This window comes from Yersinia vastinensis (assembly GCF_902726565.1).
GTDB classification, from domain to species: domain Bacteria; phylum Pseudomonadota; class Gammaproteobacteria; order Enterobacterales; family Enterobacteriaceae; genus Yersinia; species Yersinia vastinensis.
In genome coordinates, this window is the sequence record NZ_CACVAF010000002.1 from 350,232 (window position 1) to 371,583 (window position 21,352).

The window sequence follows — 21,352 nt, forward strand, 5'->3', positions numbered from 1 at the left end:
AGAACCTACCCTGTTATCAGGATTAGAACTGGTAAACCAAACCAACCGCTACGATATCATCAGTGTTGATACCGGCATTTTTGGTGAATTGGTTTTCATCCAACAGGTTGATTTTGTAATCAACATAGGTGGACATGTTTTTGTTGAAGAAGTAAGTTGCACCGACATCAACATATTTCACCAGATCTTGGTCACCATAGCCGTTGCCGAGGTCTTTACCTTTAGATTGCAGGTAAGCTACGGATGGGCGCAGACCGAAATCAAACTGATACTGAGCGACTAATTCAATGTTTTGTGCTTTGTTAGCAAAACCGGAAATTGCAGTAGGATCGCTGTTGAACTTACCGAAGCGAGTCAAGTTGTAAGTCTGGGCATAAGTTGCCGCCAGATAAACATTGTTCGCATCATATTTCAGACCACCGGTATAGGCATCAGCACGATCGCCATGACCAAATGCCAGGTTATTTTGATCATCGGTACGTTTAGAGCTTGCCATGGCAGCCGATGCACTCACACCCCAGCCCAGATCGTAAGATACGGACATACCGTAGCCGTCACCATTCTGGCCTTGTACATCACGGCCATTGTTGGTTTCAGTACCGCTGCCGTTCTTGCCTTGGTATTGCAGTGCGAAGTTCAGGCCATCAACCAGACCAAAGAAGTTGCTGTTACGGTAAGTCGCAATGCCATTACCACGCTGTGACAGGAAGTTATCCGCACCGTAAGTATCACCACCAAACTCTGGCAGTACGTCGGTCCATGAAGTTACGTCGTAAAGCACACCATAGTTACGACCATAATCAAAAGAACCGTAATCAGCGAATTTCAAACCAGCGAAGCCAATACGAGTAAAGTTATCTTGGTCTTGGCTTTCTGCTTTGTTTAGATTCGCCTGATATTCCCACTGGCCGTAACCGGTCAGTTGGTCGCTGATCTGAGTTTCGCCTTTCAGACCAAAACGCATGTAAGACTGGTCGCCATCCTTGCTCTTATCATCAGAAAAATAATGCAAACCATCGACTTTACCGTACAGATCCAGTTTATTACCGTCTTTGTTGTAAATTTCAGCCGCGCCTGCGCTACCTGCGACTAATAAGGCCGGAACAAGCAGGGAAAGAACTCGAAGTTTCATCGTTATTATCCTCTAATTATTAGATCTAACTATGCCACTGCTCTTGCGAGCATATAATCCCAATGGGGTGATTCTATTGTGGTAATAAGATTAGGATTAATCTATACAGAAAATGCTACCAAGTCTCGAATAATGTTTCATATGACCAAAAAGCATTTCAAAATGTAAATGAGAGCGAACTTTCACAAAAACAAAAAATACTTAAAAATAGAGCACGCATAATCAAAAATAATTATTTTTATAATAAAATCAAAGATATGCATAAAAATAAAAACCGCACAAATTGACAAGTGACATTCGAAAAACAGAGGCTATAATAAATCCGCTATCATCATTATTTTACTATTACCTACATTGTGGCTTACGCAGCCAGATAATTCGTTAGTGTTACGGCCGGTCAATTGACCGGCTTTTTTATTGCCTGCAATATATATAGTAAAGTATATTTATAGTGGCTGGTATATTTCAAAAATGAAATAATAGGTTACGTATATAGTTTCGTATTTATATTTAAGCACGAATAGCTCAATCATCACAGACTAATAATTAGCCTGATAGGTTAATGATCAATCAATTATTTAACTGCATAACTTCATCTTTTTACGCCAATAAACACTCTTCAGCCCTGAGAGTAAAAGGCGCATAGTGATAAATAATGAACAGTAATATTAGCGCTCCCGCAATGATTCCTTCACTTTATTTAGCGGTTTTATTAGGTAATCTAAAACTGTTTTCTGACCCGTTTTAATTTCTACGCTGGCAACCATTCCCGGTAATATAGGAAACGATTTACCAGCTTTATTGGTCAACTCAGCCCGATTAGTACGAACGTAGATACGATAGTAAAACTGGTCCCGTTTGACCTCATCTTGCAGGGTATCCGGCGAAACCGTTTCTACCACGCCCTCCAGATTGCCGTAGATTGATGAATCATAAGCCGTGATTTTTACTGTAGCGGGTAACCCGGGTCGAATATAAGCAATATCACGAGGGTTAATACGCGTTTCGATCAACAATTGTTCTTCAATCGGTACGATTTCCATCAGTTTACCGCCGGGTTGCAGTACCCCACCGACCGTCGAAACCTGAATATCTTTTACGATCCCACGTACAGGAGAGATCAGTGTCGTTCGAGTGAGCTGATCCTGTTTGCCGGAGACCACCTGCAATTGTGCATCCAAATCAGCATTGTTTTTCAACTGCTCCTCTCTAGCTCTGACGGCGTACTGATTGCGAGCCTCGTCAATTTTACCTCGCAGATCACTGACTTGCCGCTGTAGCCTAATCACCTCGACCTGACTGGCTGCCCCTTTAGCCACCAAAGGTTCCGTCATGCGTAATTCCTGCTGCACCAGCTTGAGTGACTGCTGTAAATTGCTAACCGTCTCATTGAGGTTTTGCCGCCGAGATAAGTAAAACTGAGTCTCTCTCGCCACCAACTCCGGCTCTTTCAAGGTATCGACACTGAAAACCAGCGCCGCGCCAGTAAGTTCGGCCCGTAAGCGTTCAGCGGAGGCACGTAACGTCCGCACTCTGGCGGCAGCCTCACCATAATTAGATTGAAAACGCGTGGGATCGAGGCGGGCCAGTATTTGCCCTTTATTGATGATAGCTCCTTCATGGACCAGCAACTCATTGATGATACCGCCATCCAGACTCTCTATTAGCTGTGCACGACTCGACGGTGTCACTTTCCCGGTGCCAACTGTAACTTCATCCAGAATGGCGAAATAGGCCCAGAGAAACATGACTATCATCCCCACCAACATGAGCCACACAATGGCCGACATGCGCCGTTCCTGCTGTGCCCTTTCTTGTTGTAGGCTTAAATTGCTCATGACCAACTCCTGTTAGGCTGCACCTTGTTGAGATTTATTGGCCATCGCATTAAGGATATGGTCTCGTGGGCCATCAGCCACGACATGGCCGTTGTCCATGACAATGATGCGGTCCACTAATTTTAGTAATGCGGGCCTATGAGTCACCAGCACCAACATGCGTCCATCTAACCAAGTGCGCATTTGGCGAATAACATAATCTTCCAGTTGTTCATCCATTGATGCTGTCGGTTCATCCATCAACACTACTTGTGGATTACGCAAAATCATGCGGCTCAGTAATACCATTTGCCGCTGCCCCCCCGATAACCCCTTCCCACCTTCATTAATAATCCGGTCAAGGCAAGCCGCATCTTGCTGCACCATAGTGATTGCGCCACTGATGCGCAGCGCTTGAATCATTTCCTGTTCGGTCGCATGAGGGTGCCCCAGCATTAGGTTTTGTCGTAATGAACCAAAGAACAGGCGGGAATCTTGCGATAAAAAACCCAGTTGGCGGCGTAGATCCGCCGGTTCAATGCGTTTGATATCAACACCATCAATGACCACTTTGCCTTGGGTCGCACTAGCCTGGCCGGCTAGCAACTTCAGTAAAGTGGATTTACCGGCCCCTACTTTGCCAAGGATCGCCACTTTCTCACCGGGCTTTATTTCCAGTGAACTAATGGCAACCACGTTTTGCCCTTTTTCCTCATCATAGGTGTACTGCACATTCCGCAGTTGATAGTGACCATTGAGTATCGGGCAATGAGCCAGCTCACCCTCTTCAGGGCGATCCAACGGTTTTTTGAGTAATTCATTCAAGCCGGTCATGGCACTTTTCGCATGTTGCCAACGCGAGAACACCATCGTCAATTGCATTAACGGCGCAATGGTTCTTGAGGAGAGCAAGCTGCTGGCGACCAACGTACCGGTGGTTATCTCTCCAGCCAGCACCAAATAGGTGCCAAACACCAACATTCCGGCATAGGTCAATTGTGAAACCGTTGAGGCCCAGCCGGTAAGACGCGCCCCCCACAGCCGCTGCTTCATCCCAACCGCCGCACTTACCTCGTGGGTTTGCTCCCATTGGCGCTGGAAATAAGGCTCGGCCTGTAACGCTTTAATGTCTTCAATCCCCTCAATGGTTTCGACCAAAATGGCATTGCGTAACGCCCCTTCACGCATCCCTTCTTTCGCCAACTTTGCCAGTGGGAATTGAATTAATAAGCCGGGGATAACAATCAACGGGATTGCTAACAGCGGAATGACCACCAATGGCCCTCCCATAAACGCCATAATGGCCAGAAACAGCAGCACAAAAGGCATATCGGCCGCGGCCCCTACTGTCGTGGACGTCAGCAACTCTCGAACTTGATCGATTTCGCGCAATTGGGAAATAAACGACCCCGTCGATTTAGGCCGTGCTTCATTTTTAATAGCCATAGCGCGGACAAACAGCATCGACGACACATTGAGGTCAATTTTTTTGCCCATTAAATCAGAGATCTGCGTCCGGGTTAGGCGAATGACATATTCCATAAATGCCGCCAGTAACACACCAAAGAACAGCACCCACAACGTGGCGTATGACTGAGCTGGAATCACCCGATCGTAGACTTGCATTGAAAACAGGATGCCGCCCAACGCCAGCACATTACCCAGTACCGACGCGAGAGAGATTTCGGCAATTTTACGCCCCGCTCCACGGAAATTTTGCCAAAACCAGTGTTTACGATACGGCCCGACAAATTCGTCAATCCGTTTATCACGGCCCCGATTGGCCATTCCCACCATCACCACCTGACCTTGGCTGCGTGCCAGCAATTCTTGCAAGCTCGCCTCCCGTACCACGTCCCCCCCTTCACTGAGCCAATAGCTCACTAAATCGTCATCGCCCATGTGCTCTAAAACAGCTACGCTGCCCGGTTCCAGCTCCAGCAACACTGGCAACAACTCGTTGCGCCAGCGTACTTTTTTCAATGGCATCACATTGACCTGCAACCCCAGCAGGCCACTGAGTCGTTCCAGTTGGCGTAAGCCACTTAATTGCTCAAACCAGCGCATTTGCTGGGCAAGAAAGTTAACATCAGCGGGCTTGCCATAGCGGCTGGCAACTCTCGCCATTGCTGTTATCCAGACTTCTGTTGGCGTAGATTGCGTCGTCATGTTACCTCTGTCGCGTGCGCATTTGCGGTCAGTTAAACCCGAAACCGCCCGTCAATGGACGGGGGAGTTTGGGCGTTTTCAGAGCGTCGGCAACCTTTCACCACTCTGAGCGACCCGATCAATACCCAGCATGTCCACCAAATTATCGACAGCCGAGGCATAGCGTGCTGTCGCATCCCAGCCGTCATACAGCGCCATCAGCCGCATTGAGTCGGCCTGCAACACATCTTGCTCAACACTCAGCAGGTCATTTAAGCTACGTTTGCTTAACTTATATTCATCCTGATAGACACTGCGGGTATGGCGGGCACTTTCCAATTGCTGTTCTCCCGCTTGTTGACGTTGGATGGCACCAATCATGTCGGCGTACGCCATCGCGGCTTTTTGATTCACATCCAGTTTGGCTTTTTCAACTTCCGCTTGTGCCGCCGCCCGCGCACCTTCTGCCGCGCGTACTTTAGCGCTCACCGCGCCTCCTTGATAAACCGGTGCTTCGAGGGCCAGTTGCACCTGATCATCCCAGTAAGAGCGTGAATCATTTTCATAGCGAGTTCGGCCCGCCTGAATCTTCAAGGTCGGCCAGTGTTGTGCCTGACTTTGCCGCACCCGCTGCATTGCGGCCTGCTGTTTTGCCTCGGCGCTGCGTACTGCACTGCTGGCATCATAGGGAATGGCATTGAGCGTGACTTTTTGCTTGAGCAGATCTTTAGGCAGATCGGGTAAGTTATCGGATACCACCCCGGTTAGCACTGTCAGTTGCGCCTGAGCCGAGCGCTGCTGCGCGCGATATTGCTCCAGCGTCGCCACCATGCCAGCGATTCGGGTTTCTGCTTGTAACACATCTGATTGTGAACTCAGGCCGGCATCAGCCCTGAGCTGGGCGGTTTCTTTGACTTTCTCCAGTGACGCAATATTGCTGCGCGCCACCACACTTAATGCCTGATAGCGTTTAACTTGCAAATACGCCTGAACCGTACTCAACCCCACCGCAGTCATGGCGTTAAACAGTTCATAGCGATAGGCATCTGACAAGGCTTGTTGTTCATCAATGCTGCCGCCCGTTTTACCAAAGTCATACAACAATTGACTCAATTGGATCCCGGCAGAAGCATCGTTATTCAGACTGCCAGCGGAATCTGTTTGGTGCGATTTTCCCGTCGTTCCCTGTAGGGAAATCTGCGGATACCAGCCACTTTCAGCGACATCCAAATCACCTTGCCCCACTTTTATTTGCGCCGCCGCTTGCGCAATTTGCGGGTTACGGGCAAATGCCCGCAAAATGGCCTCACGCAAACTCAGTTGGGCCAATTGCTCCTCACTGGGGGCCGCCTGCCAGTTAAAAACTGCCACTGGTGGGGTTTCTGCCGCCCATACCGGCGGCGTCCCCACAGCCATTAACATCGTCACCGCCCATAATGCGCCGGGAATACCCCGGCGAGTTAAGCACCTTATTTTTCTTTTCATCGCCGACAAACTCCTGTGCCGATCCTATTTTATGGGGCTTTTTTTGTTCTTAATCTCATCCATGGTTTCACACCAAATGCACCTGTAAGCCATGTTGAACCAACACATCTCCCAATGTGTTGCTGCTATCCAGAGAGGAATTGTGGTAAACGTCAAACGCCTGCCCATCAACGTTGCGTTGCCCTACACTGCTCCAGACCCCCTCGGGCGTATTGCTGAGGGTGACCTGACCACCTTCAGCCCCTTTGATCAACAAGTCATCTTGCGGTTTATCGGTCAGTGTTAATGCGTCGTGCAAATCCAACCGGATGCTGTTGGTGCCGCTTTGCCCCAAATCTATGACTTCGATGTGCTCCACTTTCAGCCCCAGACTGGTCAAGTCTAGAACCTGATGCGTCCCACCTAACAGCAAAGTATCCATTCCTAAACCGCCATCGATATGGCTAAAATTCAGTGAATTGACAGTGAAAATATCTGCGCCACTGCTCCCGGTCAGCGCTTCACCAGACATCACCACACCATCGGCCAGATTCAGCGTAATTCCGCCGATGGTATAGCCCCCCTCTGTCACCGTGGTGGACAGCATGCTGTCGATAGGTTCAGCCAGTGGTTCGACGACCATGGATTGTGTTTGAGCTGACGCGGATTGCGCTGCTGTTGGGTCTGCCGAAGTGTCACTAGCCGTCGAAGTGTTAACGGTCTGGCTCTCGACACCGGCGGTATGCGCAGCTTGGGTATCTGGAGTGACCATCATGCTGGTCGCTTGAATATCGCTATCAGCCGACAGCAGTTGAATACCCGAACCTGAGAGCAAACCAACCGATATCTCTTTGTAGTTACCGGCTTCATCTGTGACCGAGACCGCCACTGTGGTGGTTAGGATGCTGACAACATTCAGCGCCCCGAGGAAAGATCCATAGAATTTGACACTCCAGTGCCCGGTGCTATCAACGGTGCCCTCAAGGGATTGCCCCAGCAAAACCACTTTGACTTTAGTATTGGGCAGCACATTTACGCTGGAACCAGAAACGGTTAATCCGTTGATCGGCAGTAATACCAAGTTGCCCACATTGCCTAATACATCGACTCCTAATAATGGCAGGGCATGGGTTTTCACCGTGAAATCGGTGTTCACCGCAACCTGATTGCCGACGGTATCAGTGATTGAAACACCTATTTTGGCCGAACCGTCCAATAACCCCGTCAGAGCCGACGGGGTAATAGGCACACTCCAACTGCCATCACTGCCCACGACGCCGAGAAGCGTCGTCCCGCCAATTGTCACCTTAATTTGCGAACCAACAGCATGAGTACTGGTTCCTGAGATCACTTGTGCCGCTGTCGACTCCGCACCGCTGAGATAGTGATCAGTGGCAAAGAATGGGTTTAGTGTGATCGTTGGTAAAGTGATACCGACAGTGACCGGTGCACTGGCTGAGGTGCTATGCCCGGCGGCATTAGTCAGACTGGCACTGGCCGTAAAACTGCCATCAAGCAGGCCGGCTAACATCAATGGTGAAACGGGAATACTCCACGAACCATCGGTTTTGACGGTGGTATTCAGTGTCAAATTACCGACAGTCACATTTACCGTAGAACCGGCGGCGAATGTACTATGACCGCTGATAGTTTGGGTCAAAAGTGCATCAGCCGCATTGAGCAAACCGTCACCAAAAATAGGGTCCAGTGTCAGTGTCGGTAAGCCATTGGCGATAACATTCAGAATGCCAGTGCTGGAGGCAGGGTTGCCCACCGCATCTTGCAATCCAGCGGTGAGTGTCAAGTTACCGTCTGTCAGCATTGCTTTTAAATCAATCGGCTGGACCAGCACACTCCAATTGCCTCCGGCCCCTACCGTGGCAGTGTAGGTTTTGCCATTGAGGGCAATATTGACTTGGGTGCCCAACGCCACATTGGTGGTGGTGCCGCTGATGGTCTGCGCTACCAGTAAATCTGCCACACTGAGAATGCCATCACCAAAAATAGGATTGACTGACAGCGTAGGCTGGGCATGAATCAGGACATTGACTAATCCATTGGCGCTGGTGGTATTGCCGGCCCCATCAACCAACGATGCACTGATAGTTTGGTTGCCATCCAATAGTCCGCTTAATATGATGGGCGGAACTGATGCAATCCAAGCGCCCCCAACCCCGACGATTGCCACCAGTTGATACGCGCCCACCTGAACCTGTACCTGCGCACCAACCGTGCCATTGAGCACCGTCCCACTAATGATTTGCACGGTTTGACTATCCAGAATACTCAGCAGCCCGTCACCAAAAATAGGGTCCAGCACCAGTTTAGGTACATTGTTGATAATGACATTAACGTTGCCCGATGCGCTTGCAGTGTTGCCCGCCTGATCAGTGATAAAGACGTCCACCTTGAGGTTACCATTTAGCAGTGCAGTCAAATCCGCAGGTTGCAAGGTGATCGTGAAACTGCCATTTGCGGCGGTGGTGCCAAAGAAGGTTTTCCCTCCTAGCGTGACACTCACCTGTGTTCCGGTTGTCACTCCACTGACGGTGCCACTAATTATTTGCGCAATGGCAGTGTCGGCCAGACTGAGCTTTCCGTCACCAAAGATAGGATTTAACGCGATAACCGGTGGGGTCACATCTACCAGTAATGAGCCAGTCACTGTGCTAGTGTTCTTCGCAGAATCCTCTACCGAAGCTGTAACATTGAGCGTACCTGCCAGCAGCCCATTCAGTGTGAGAGCGTCAACTGGTACACTGAAAGTCCCGTCCGCATTGACCGTGGCCTCTAGCGAAACCGTCCCCAGTTTGATAGTGACTTTCGCCCCTGCGGGCAAATTCTTAACCGTACCACTGATGGTTTGATTGAGCAGCAAATCAGCCGCATTGAGGATGCCATCACCAAAGATTGGATTAAGACTAACCTGCGGCAGATTATGGATAAGAACAGTAGCCCCAACTTGGGTATTGACGATGTTACCTGCCACATCTTTGACCGAAATATTGACCTGCAAGCTACCGTCTTGCAGACCACCAAGCAGGGACGGCAGCAAGTCAACATGCCACACACCACCAGCCTGTACTTGCGTGGTCAATATTTGAGTTCCGATGGTCACAGTAACCGTTGTTCCAACGGCGACATTATTTATCACCCCACTCAGTGTTTGAGCTGTCGTCGCTTCCACCGCATTAAGAATGCCATCGGCACCAAACAGTGGGTCTAATAAGCCAAACGTTGGCAGATTGTGTGTCAGCACATTCAACACTGGTGCGGGATTCACCTGAACCACATTATTATTAGCATCAACTATGGTGAGCGCCAATGACAGTGGGCCATCGGCTAATTGACTCAGTTGTGCCGTTGGTAGCGTCAGTGACCATTTGCCATTAGCCCCCACATCAGCCGTCAGTTCGACACCATTAATGGTGAGTTTCACCTTGGCACCCAACCCAGCATTTTGTGCCGTGCCCGATAACGTTTGATCCAGCAACGCGCCAGCCGCGTTGAGATAGCCACCGTTAAAGAGTGGGTCAACCGCCAGTGACAGTCCTTTATTGAGCGCAATATTCACTGTCACATTGCTGCCGCTTGGGTTACCGGCAGTATCCGTCACACTCAAGCCCACCACCAATGGGCCATCCGCAATTCCTGAGAGGTTCTGTGGCAGCACCTTGATGCTCCATTTACCGTCATTTCCTACCAGTGTGGTGAGTGTCGTGCTCCCCAGGGTCAGGCTTAAGGTTTGCCCTTCGGATCCCAACGCTGTCCCAGACAATATTGAACCAAGGATATTGTTGTTAAGGATGGGCGCACTGACGTCCAAGGTGATCAGTGTTGGCACCGTATCAACCAAAACAGTAATCGGCGTGATATTGGCACGGTTTCCTGCCAGGTCGGCCAGTGTCGCCGTCAGGGTATTATTGCCTTGGGGTAGCGCCTGCAAATCGACCACTGGAATAGTGACACTCCATGTTGCACCTAGACCTGCACTTACAACTACCGCCGAGTAATTTTTACCGTTTAGCGTCACCGTTACCGTGCGGCCAATATCGTCAACTGAAGCTGTACCACTGACCTGTTGTGGCACTTTAGATTCCAGCGCATCTAATGTGTTGTTGATGGCAAATGGCTCTACCGTCAAGGTGGGAGGAACACGGTCAACCAGCAGCCCGACCTGTTCAGAGGCAGTACCAAGTTCCAATGATGCTGTAATTTGATAATTTCCATCGGGGAAAGTGATTTTGGGCAAGGTGACTGACCAACTCCCGTCAACCGCGATGGCGATCGGCAAACCGACGGTGACACCATCGATTTTGAGAATAACGTTGTCACCCAGCGCATTGGTCACTTTACCGCCAATCGTGATGGTCAGCGGATCACTTAGCTCATTGATAATATTATTGGTGTTGATAGGGTCGATAGTCAGCACCACCGGAGGAACAATGATATTCACATCAACGTTAATTGGATTGAGGGTATGGCCCTCATTACCCACACTGTCGGTGACTGACGCATTGATCGTTACATTTCCGGGTGCCAAACTCCCCAACTGAGCACTGCTCACTGTGGTTGACCACGCACCATTAGCCCCCACTGTGGCCGTGAGATTAAGGCCACCAAAGGTGATATTGACTTGGCTGCCAATAGCCATATTGGTGGTGGTGCCGCTGATAATCTGGGGCACTTTACTTTCTAGGAAGTCCAAAACAGGACCAAAAAGTGGAGTATCGATGGTGACTGTTGGCAACGCGTGTGTCTGTACACCAATATTGAGTGAGTGGCTGCCACTGTTTCCACCGCCATCAAGTACATCCACTTGAATAGCGGGTGAGCCATCAGGAATGAGTTTTAAATCTGCCGTTGGCACCGTGACAGACCATACCCCCGTGGTGATATTCACATTCGCATCATATTGCTTGCCATTGAGAGTCACTTTCACAGTTTGGGCCGTGTTCAGCAAACCCGTGGTGCCTGTCAATATTTGATCAACCCCCGCTTCACTCAGATTCAGCACTGCACCAAAGGGAGGTGTGTTAATGGTCGGCTGTGGCAGTGTCAAGAAGCTGTCAAAGCCCAATGAGCCAGTATTGTTGTTTCCGGCGGAGTCAGTCACGGTGACATTGATTTGGTGCGCGCCATTAACCAGACTATTTAGCGCCCCTGATGGGATAGTAACTGTCCAGTCCCCAGTCAGCGAGTTCACTTGGCCGATATAGATGATTCCACCCACATCGATTTTCAGCTGCACATTCTGGTTATTCCCCGAAATTCCGGTTTTGCCGCTGATCGTGGTCACCGCCCCAGCTTCAGCAATATTAATGCTATCGCCAAAGGAAGGAAGATTGATTGTGGGCTGTGGCAACAACTGCTGAGAAATAAAGGTGATGGGCTGATTTGGCAGAATATCCACCACGTTCCCGCCACGATCAGTGACGGTAACACCAATCGTATGTGATCCCGCCCCTAGCAGGGTTAATACCCCCGATAGTAGCGGCAAACTCCAACTGCCATCAGGGTCAGCAGTAATGGTATTGATCAACTTACCATCAATAAAAATAGCCACACTCTGCCCGCTACCCACAACGCCCGTGCTACCACTCAATGTCTGCCCAAGCAGAGCTTCCGCATGGTTCAGCACCCCATCGCCAAACGGCAATGTCAGTGTTGGCTGGGGTAAATCATGGGTTATCACCTCAACCTGCCCCGTCAAGGTGCCGCTATTACCCGCCGCATCCTTCGCGGTGACAGCCACACTCCATGTCCCCTCCGGCAGGGCTTGCAGCACGGCGGGGGTCAAAGCCAATGTCCATTTGCCATCTTCCGTGACGATTGCCGCGTAACCGGTGCCATTAATATAGACGGTGACCTGCTGTCGCGTATCGCCCACAATCCCGGTGGTCCCAGTTAAGATTCCACCGGCGGCCGCTTCCACCGCATTGAGATAACCGTCGATGATCGGCCCAGTATCCAGCGTTGGGGTTGGGCTAATTATCAATTGAGAATTGAAGTTAACGGACTCCGTATCGCTATTACCCACCCGGTCGGTGACCGTGACCGAAATCGTGTGTGACCCATCAGCTAACAAACTTAATGCCCCCGCAGGCAGAGCACAGACCCACGTCCCATCAGCAGCGACAGTCGCTGGGTAGGTTACGCCATCAATTTTCAGTGTGATGATCTGTCCACTCCCTGTGGCTCCGGTATTTCCCGTCAAAATTTGGCTGGTGGCCGCTTCTAATTTATTCAGATAGCCATCGCCAAACGGTAATGTTGGCAGGGTAATATTTGGCACATTATGGATTAAGATATCGAGGTTAGTGCTGGCTGAAGCGACGTTTCCCGAATCGGCATCAGTGGCGCTGACGGTTACTTTCGTCATTCCATCAGCCAAGCCTTGCAACTCTGTGGCGCTAATATTCACCGACCAGACACCGGCTGACGTCACACTACCGGGGTAATTTTTACCATTAATGGACACCACTACCGCCGTGCCAATCGCCAGATTGCTGCAACTGCCGGTCAAGGTGGCATTCGCTCCTATCTCGCCCACACTCAAAATGTTATCAGCAAATAAGGGCGCTAATGTCAGTGTCGGAACATCGTGGATAGCGACCGTGATGCTCGTGACATTGTGACTTTCATTGCCCGCAGTGTCGGTCACACTGACATTAATCCCGCCAGCCAGCGGGCCATCCCCCAACAGCAATAAGTCAGCCGACGGAATGGTTAAGCTCCAACTGCCATCACTTTGCACTGTCGTCTTATAGTCATGACCATTCAGTGTGACGGTCACCGTCAACCCGGCATCTCCGGTGCAAGTTCCTTTCACTACCACACCCAGCAAGGCATCGGCCAGATTTAAAACATTATCGAGGTTGGTTTGCACATCGACGGTGAGAACTGGGGCTTGCGTATCTACCGTGACATTGTGGGTGGTGCTAGCCGGGTTTTGCGCGACATCATTAACCGTGGCGGTAATGACGTTGTTACCCTGTGGCAGCGCCTGCACATCCACGGCAGGAACGGAGACACTCCAACTGCCGTCCGCCTGCACCTGCGCCTGATAGAACTTACCGTGTAAACCCACGGTCACCGTTTGCCCGGCTTGTACATGCAGGCTATTGCCATGAATGGTCAGTGCTGACTGACTTTCCTGATAATTGATAATGTCATCGCTGGTGACCGTGGCAACCGTTAACGACGGTTGGTCAGCAAGAGAGGCTATCACCGTCACCTGATGACTGGTACTCGCAGGGTTCCCCCCCAAGTCCGTCACCGTCGCCTGCGCAGTGGATGCCCCCTCAGGCAATTGACTCACATCGGCGGCAGGGACGGTCACTTGCCAACTGCCGTCACTTTGTACTTGGCCGCTGTAGCTCTTACCATTAAGGGTAACAGTGACAGTGCGCCCGGCTTCCACATGAGTAGAAACCCCTTTGATCAGCGCATCTTGTGAATATTCATTCCGGTTAATGAAATTATCGCCGGAAATGGTGCTGATAGTGACCGTCGGTAAACGAGTGGTATCAGCATCAATGATCAGCGTGCTACCGACGGTCTTTTGGTTGCCAGCGCTATCACTGAGCGTGACGCTAATCGGATAACTACCGTCTGCTAGGCTTTGCAGCAAGGCACTACTCAGTGGAATGCTCCAACTGCCGTTCGGTTGAACCAAACCGGTGTAGGTTATGCCATTAAGCACCACAGAGACCGTTTGCCCCACTTCTGACAGTGGCGCACTACCGGTAATATTGACGGTGCTTAGAGCTTCAGTGGCATTGACAATGTTGTCGGTGCTGATGGGATCTACCACCAAATCCGGCGCGATTTTATCTACTGTGGCATTGCCGGTGAACGTATTACTGTTACCGGCGCTGTCCGTCGCAGTGACTACAATAGTCAGATTGCCATTAGGCAGATTTTGCAATTCAGACGGTGCTAAGGTTAATTGCCAATTGCCGTTATTATCGGCCACCAGTTGGTGTTCCACGCCACCCACCGTTACCACCACTTTTTGCCCTGCACCACTGACACCTGTGGAGCCAGTTAATGTTTGGTTGGTCGTGACTTCTGCTGCGTTCAGGTATCCATCAGCAAACGGTGTACTCAGTGTTGGTGCAGGAAGTGACTGCGTTGCCAGCGTCACATTGCTAACCTGAGTGGTAATATTGCCAACACTGTCTTGAATCGAAATGCTAATGGGGTAGGATCCATCCGCCAATAAATTCAGGGTATTAGCCGGAATATCCACACTCCAACTGCCGGAAGGCCCCACCGTGGTACTGTAAGTTTGCCCATTAATGACCACATTAACAGTGGCCCCTACTTCATTGGAGGTGCCAAATACCGGGATGTTTGCTGCAGCTTCACTGGCATTGATCACACCGTCACCGGCGATCGGTCCGACGGACAATTCAGGTGCCAACGTGTCGACCGTAATCGCCGTCACCTTGCTATTGGTATTACCGGCTGCATCGGTTACTTGCACCGTGATGGACTGCCCACCTTGCGCCAGCCCCTGCAATACCGAACTTGGTAACGTCAGTGACCATTGACCGTCACTGCCGACTAATGCCGGATACGTTTTGCCGCCCACCGTCACCGTTACTGTCTGCCCGGCCCCAGAAATCCCCGTGGAACCATTTAAGCTCTGGCTGATGCCCGCTTCGCCTTTTGTCAGCGTGCCATCGCCAAAAGGTAGGTTGGTTATCGGGGCGGGTAAATTATGGATATAAATACCCAACTCACTGCTGGTCGAGACAGTGTTGCCCGCGCTGTCAGTGGCGGTGGCGGTCAATGTGGCTTTGCCATCCGCGAGTAGCGCCAAATCACCCGCAGGTAAATTCAGGCTCCAACTTCCCCCCGCGCCAGTAACAGTAATGTAGGTTTTACCATTCAGTGTCAGGGTAATTATCTGGTTAGGATTGAGGTTGCTGGAGGTACCGTTAACCGTGACACCTGCCGCGGCCTCTTGCGCATTGATCTGATTGTCGCCCGCTATCAGGCTTATCCCAATTCCGCTCTGGGCATTGTTGATGATAATACTGTGGCTACCACTGGCCGCATTGCCATTCATATCACTGACTGTTGCCGTAATATTCGTCATGCCATTGGTTAGCAACGCCAGATCAGCGGCAGGAATGCGGGTACTCCAATTACCCGAAGAGTCCACTGTTGCTGTATAGTTTCGGCCATTAAGCGAAATGGTGATCACCCGCCCAGCTTCTATCCCTGTGGTGCTACCGCTGACAGCCTGACTGACTAACTGTTCAGCCCCATCAAGAATATTATTTCCGGCGAAAGTATTAATCGTCAGGCTAGGTAAATTGAGCGGATCGGCATCCAGCGTGACATTTTGTGTCACTGTTGTGCTATTACCGGCCACATCCTGCACCTGTGTACTGACCACGTAGGTCCCATCGCTGAGAGACGCCAGTGCCCCTGCAGGAATAGTGATGCTCCAGCTACCATTGGTTTGCACCACTCCGGTATAGGTCTGGCCGCCAATGGTCACTTTCACAATGGCACCTATTTCTGTGCTGCTGCCATTGACTGAAATACCTGTCGCTGCTTCTGCGCCATTAATGATGTTATCCGTCGCAATCGGTGAAACAGACAGACCCGGAGCTTGAGTATCCACGTTAAATTGGGTGCTCAGCGTATTGCTATTGCCAGCAGCATCACTGGCGGTGATCACCAGTGGCTGGTTGCCTTGCCCCAAGCCTTGGAGCACATTGGCGGGCAACACGAGTGACCAACTGCCATCCGTCGCGATGGTCGCCGAATAGGTCACACCGCCAAGTTTCACACTGACGTGCTGACCACTGCCCGTGATGCCGGTGCTCCCACTTAATGTTTGCCCCAGTGCGGCTTCCGCACTGTTGAGCGTGCCATCACCAAAAGGCAGTGTCAGACTGGCAACCGGAGAGGTATGGGTATAAATCCCCAGCGTCGTTGTGCTGTTGATGGTGTTACCAGCGGCATCCATAACCGAGGCTGATAACGCCGCAGTGCCATCCGCTAGCTGGGCCAGATCGCCTGCAGGAATCTGGGTACTCCAGTTGCCGCCTACCCCGACTGTGGCAGTATAAGTTTTGCCATTCAGCATCAAGGTCACGGTTTGCCCGGCATTCACATTGGACGAGGTCCCACTGACCGTCACCCCAGCCGCCGCTTCTGCTGCATTAATCAGGTTATCGCCCGTGATCAGGTTAATACCGAGTCCCGACGAATTATTATCGACAACAATGTTATGAGTCCCTACGGCAGAATTACCGCTCACGTCTGTAACGGTCGCCGTAATACTGGTGCTACCATTCGCCAGAAGGGCTAAATCTGCCGCGCTGACCTTGGCACTCCAACTGCCATCCGCCGCAACCGTCGCGGTGTATGTTTTGCCATTCAGTATGATGGACACTACACGACCCGCTTCCACATTCGTGGTTAGCCCACTGATTATCTGGTCAACCCGCTGTTCTGCACCATCCAAAATATCATTACCTGCAAAGCGATTGATGGTCAGCGTTGGCAAATGAGCAGGATTAACATCCAGAGTGACGGTCGACGTAACGGTGGTGGTATTACCCGCGGCGTCAGCGATAGTCGCGTTGAATGGGTAGCGCCCATCGGCAGTGGCAAAGAGATCGCCGGCCGGAATATCAACCGCCCAAGAACCATTTGGCAAGACGGCGGCGGTGTAGGTTTTCCCTGCATAAGTGATGATGACTGTGCCGCCTATCTCAGAACTGCGTCCACTGAGTGTTATCACTGCGGCGGCTTCAACGGCGTTAATGATGCCGTCACCGGCCACAGGGTTGACCACCAGTGTCGGTGCCTGTGTATCGACATTCACCACCAACGGCTTGCTATCACTATTACCTGCGGCATCGCTGACCGTCACCACCAGCGGCAGGTTCCCTTGGCCCAATGCCTGTAGGGCTGCAGTGGGTAAAACTAATGACCAACTGCCATTAATATCGACTATTGCCTGATAAGTCACACCGTTAAAGCTCACCGAAACGGTCTGCCCCGCTCCCGTAACCCCCGTTGACCCCGTGACTGTTTGGCTTGAATTGACTTCAGCACCATTGAGATTCCCATCACCAAAAGGCTGATTAATGGTAACGACGGGTAAGCTATGGATGTAAATACCGAGTGGCAAGGTGCTGTCTGGCACACCGGTGGCCTTAACCGTTAATGTTACTGAACCATCAAGCAGGTTCGCTAAATCCCCTTTAGGAATAAGCACACTCCAGTTGCCATCCGCATCAACAAAGTCGGTATAAAGTATGCCATTTAACGTGACGGTAACCTGTGTGCCTAGTGCCAAGCCTGCTGACGTGCCGGTTACGGTGAGGTCATTTTGTGCTTCAATGGCATTAATAAGGTTATCGCCCGCAACGGTATTGATACCCAAACCACCTTGGGTGCTATCGACGAGGATATTGCTGTCTTTACTGGCCGGGTTACCGGCGATATCCGTAACCTGAGCATGAATAGTGGCGGTACCATTGGCAATCATCGCCAAATCTGCGGCCGGAATCTGAGTGCTCCACTTACCATCAGCCCCAACAGTGGCAGTATAGGTTTTATTATTCAATGTGATGAGGACTAATCGGCCAGCCTCAACATGGCTGGTTGTGCCGCTCAATGTCTGACTAACTTTTTGCTCTGCCCCGTTAAGGTGATTATCTACAGCAAAGTCGTTTATCGCCAAATTAGGGAGGTTGGCAGGGTCGGCATCAATGATGACATGCCCAGAGGCACTGGCACTGTTGCCTGCACTATTCGTTACCGTGGCAGAGATGGATTGTGAGCCGTCCGCCAACCCAACGAGTGCGCTCGCTGGAACATTGACACTCCAACTGCCGTCACTCTGTACCGTACCCGTATAGGTTTTGCCATTGAAAACAACGGAAACGGTGGCACCAATGGCAGTAGACGTCCCACTAATGGCGACGGTCGCTTTGGTTTCGGCGGCGTTGATAATGCCATCACCCGCGACAGGTGAAATTGTCAGTGTGGGGGCGGTGGTATCCACCACCACCGTGATAGTTTGCTCCGCCGTCTGGCCACTGCCATTGCTGACAGTGACCACCACGTTATAGCTACCGTCATGTAATCCTTGCAACACCGAGGCGGGAAGCGAAACATGCCAGGATCCATCAGCAGCCACTTTCGCAGTATAGGTCGTACCGTTAATCGTGATATTGACCAATTGCCCAGCAGCGACACCGGTTGTTGTACCACTCAAGGTTTGGCTGATAGTGATTTCACTGCCATTAAGACGGTTATCACCGGTCAACGGATTCACTTTCAATGTCACGACGGGGTCGGGGTCAGGGTTGGGATTTGGGTTGGGATTTGGGTTGGGATTGCCTGTCGGTGGCTCAATATTACCGCCATTATTCCCCCCCGCACTGCCACTATTGTTGTTACTGCTATGCGATGCGGCAATACCGATACCGCCGGCGATCGCCAGAAAACCCAATGATCCGGCCAATAGCCCAGCGGAGCTACTACTGCCGCTTAGGGCCAGACCGGCCACCCCATCAATTGCGGTAAATTGCGGTACCAATATGGCATCGCCGAAAGCAGCAGCGCCCATAGCTGCAGGGAAACTGGCATGAACAGGCGGGTTGACGCCATCATCAAACACCAATTCACTGTAATGCCCTTCACCGTCGGTGATAAAAAAATTCTGATAGCGGACGGTTGTACCGTCTTTCATGCGCAAAATCAGATCACTACCCTGACGCTCATAGCTCGCTACACTTTCTGCCGTGCCATGGATACGGACGATACTCAATCCGTTCAGCGTGACAACAGCTTGGTTGCCTGCAACCTCAGAGATAAGCGCCCCATTCTGCCGCGAAATAATATCAACTGAACCCGCTACTGAATTCGCCATGGATAACCTCAAAAATCAAGCAAGACGGTATCTCCACGTAAGAACATACCCGGGGGTTCCCCGGATAAGTCGGACGCTGGAGGGTATATAAACACCTCAATAAAGAGGGTTTGAGCTTGTTTCTGGTGTGGTTAACAACAGCAAAAAATCAGCGTGATCTGCACATCTCTTTTTTTATACATATTTTTTAATGTGATCTCGAACAATAAGTTGGCGAGCCACTCTTTAGATATAAGTAGATATTTCATGACTGTACAATTAAATTTTTCATTTAATTTACAATCATAAATAATTGAAATGATAAAAATCAGGCTAGCACTAAGAGATAAAGCAAAAAATAATCAAGTTAACTATTTGATAAAATTAAAAATTAATCGTTTCAGCTGAAAATGTCATTACCAGTATCAGTCAAAATAGGTGCAACTAAGCGCAATCCATAACCATAAGCAAAATTAATCAATAAAGATTACATTTTTGCAACAAAGTCTCATTATCACCATAGGATAGTTTAGATTTATTGCAGAATATGAATCCAACCCTTTATCTGTGCAATATTTAACCTACTTGTGAGTGAAATAGGCCAATCACCAAGGAAAGGCGGCAAGTATTATGCTATTCCAGATAAATCCCTTCGACCGGCATTTCGCTTTGTGATAGAAACGTCTGTCTATATTTATTATTCATACCAATCGCAGATCCGATACCTCATGACCACCAAAACACTCCAACAAACATTGCAGCCCGGTGTTGCACAGCAAGTCTCTACTCGGCTAGCTTTTTTTATTGCCGGATTAGGGATGGCCGCGTGGGCGCCGTTAGTGCCTTTTGCTAAGGAGCGTATTGGCCTTAATGATGCTTCTCTTGGCTTACTGCTGTTGTGTATTGGTGTCGGTTCAATGCTCGCCATGCCCCTGACTGGCGTGCTGACAGCAAAATGGGGGTGTCGGGCCGTCATTTTACTGGCAGGTGCGGTACTCTGCCTCGATTTGCCCTTGCTTGCATTGATGAATACCCCAGTCACGATGGCTATCGCCCTCTTAGTCTTCGGGGCCGCGATGGGCATAATAGATGTCGCCATGAACATTCAGGCAGTCATTGTCGAAAAGGCCAGCGGCCGAGCAATGATGTCGGGATTTCATGGGCTATTCAGTGTCGGCGGGATTGCCGGGGCGGGCGGCGTCAGTGCTTTACTGTGGCTAGGGCTGAGTCCTTTAGCGGCCATTATTGCGACCGTCGTATTAATGATTATCCTGTTGTTAGCTGCCAACAAAAACCTATTGCAAGGCAGCGGTGAACCCCATGACGGCCCGCTCTTTGTTTTACCCCGTGGCTGGGTGATGTTCATCGGCTTCTTATGCTTTGTTATGTTTCTGGCTGAAGGCTCCATGCTCGACTGGAGTGCGGTCTTCTTAACAACATTACGTGGTATGGAGCCATCACAGGCGGGTATGGGGTATGCCGTATTTGCCATAGCTATGACACTGGGCCGTTTAAATGGTGATCGGATTGTCAACGGATTAGGCCGATACAAGGTATTATTAGGGGGAAGTCTGTGTGCAGCGATCGGGATTATCACGGCAATCAGTGTTGATAGCGCACTTGCTGCCCTGATTGGCTTTATGCTCGTGGGGTTGGGCGCATCAAACGTGGTGCCTATCTTGTTCACCGCAGCCGGTAACCAGACCGTGATGCCAGCCAATTTAGCTGTCGCCTCCATCACGACTATCGGATATGCCGGGATTCTGGCAGGCCCAGCGGCAATTGGCTTTGTTGCCCAACTCAGTAATTTATCAGTCGCTTTTGGCTGTGTGGCACTGTTGTTACTGACCGTTACCGCCAGCGCCAGAGCCGTGACGCGCTAACCAAGGAATATGCATT

The 21,352-nt window shown here is 50.5% G+C and carries 6 protein-coding genes; 1 reads left to right on the plus strand and 5 read right to left on the minus strand.

The features are described 5' to 3' along the window. Window positions 1-22: 22 nt before the first annotated feature. From HUZ92_RS04310 to HUZ92_RS04330, 5 genes are all read right to left on the minus strand, one after another. The gene (locus HUZ92_RS04310) at window positions 23-1,132 is read right to left on the minus strand and encodes a porin OmpC (protein WP_050140419.1); all 1,110 of its coding nucleotides are present in this window, start codon (window positions 1,130-1,132) and stop codon (window positions 23-25) included. Between the two features lie 668 nt (window positions 1,133-1,800). Then, window positions 1,801-2,970, minus strand: a complete 1,170-nt coding sequence (locus HUZ92_RS04315) for an HlyD family efflux transporter periplasmic adaptor subunit (protein WP_050140418.1) — start codon at window positions 2,968-2,970, stop codon at window positions 1,801-1,803. A gap of 12 nt (window positions 2,971-2,982) precedes the next feature. Continuing rightward, entirely contained in the window at window positions 2,983-5,118 is a 2,136-nt protein-coding gene (locus tag HUZ92_RS04320; protein WP_072086440.1) for a type I secretion system permease/ATPase, read from the minus strand. Between the two features lie 78 nt (window positions 5,119-5,196). Next, window positions 5,197-6,519, minus strand: a complete 1,323-nt coding sequence (locus HUZ92_RS04325) for a TolC family outer membrane protein (protein WP_235897004.1) — start codon at window positions 6,517-6,519, stop codon at window positions 5,197-5,199. A gap of 130 nt (window positions 6,520-6,649) precedes the next feature. After that, a complete protein-coding gene (locus HUZ92_RS04330) occupies window positions 6,650-19,474 on the minus strand; it encodes an Ig-like domain-containing protein (RefSeq protein ID WP_174846789.1) in 12,825 nt (4,274 codons plus the stop codon). A 707-nt stretch (window positions 19,475-20,181) separates the two neighbouring features. Here HUZ92_RS04330 and HUZ92_RS04335 point away from each other — a divergent pair. Next, the gene (locus HUZ92_RS04335) at window positions 20,182-21,336 is read left to right on the plus strand and encodes an MFS transporter (RefSeq protein ID WP_050295298.1); all 1,155 of its coding nucleotides are present in this window, start codon (window positions 20,182-20,184) and stop codon (window positions 21,334-21,336) included. Window positions 21,337-21,352: the final 16 nt, after the last annotated feature.

What these genes read in the sequence shown, in the direction of transcription:
- HUZ92_RS04310 (WP_050140419.1), bottom strand. Translation starts at nt 1,132, where the DNA reads ATGAAACTTCGAGTTCTTTCCCTGCTTGTTCCGGCCTTATTAGTCGCA.
- HUZ92_RS04315 (WP_050140418.1), bottom strand. Translation starts at nt 2,970, where the DNA reads ATGAGCAATTTAAGCCTACAACAAGAAAGGGCACAGCAGGAACGGCGC.
- HUZ92_RS04320 (WP_072086440.1), bottom strand. Translation starts at nt 5,118, where the DNA reads ATGACGACGCAATCTACGCCAACAGAAGTCTGGATAACAGCAATGGCG.
- HUZ92_RS04325 (WP_235897004.1), bottom strand. Translation starts at nt 6,519, where the DNA reads ATGTTAATGGCTGTGGGGACGCCGCCGGTATGGGCGGCAGAAACCCCA.
- HUZ92_RS04330 (WP_174846789.1), bottom strand. Translation starts at nt 19,474, where the DNA reads ATGGCGAATTCAGTAGCGGGTTCAGTTGATATTATTTCGCGGCAGAAT.
- HUZ92_RS04335 (WP_050295298.1), top strand. Translation starts at nt 20,182, where the DNA reads ATGACCACCAAAACACTCCAACAAACATTGCAGCCCGGTGTTGCACAG.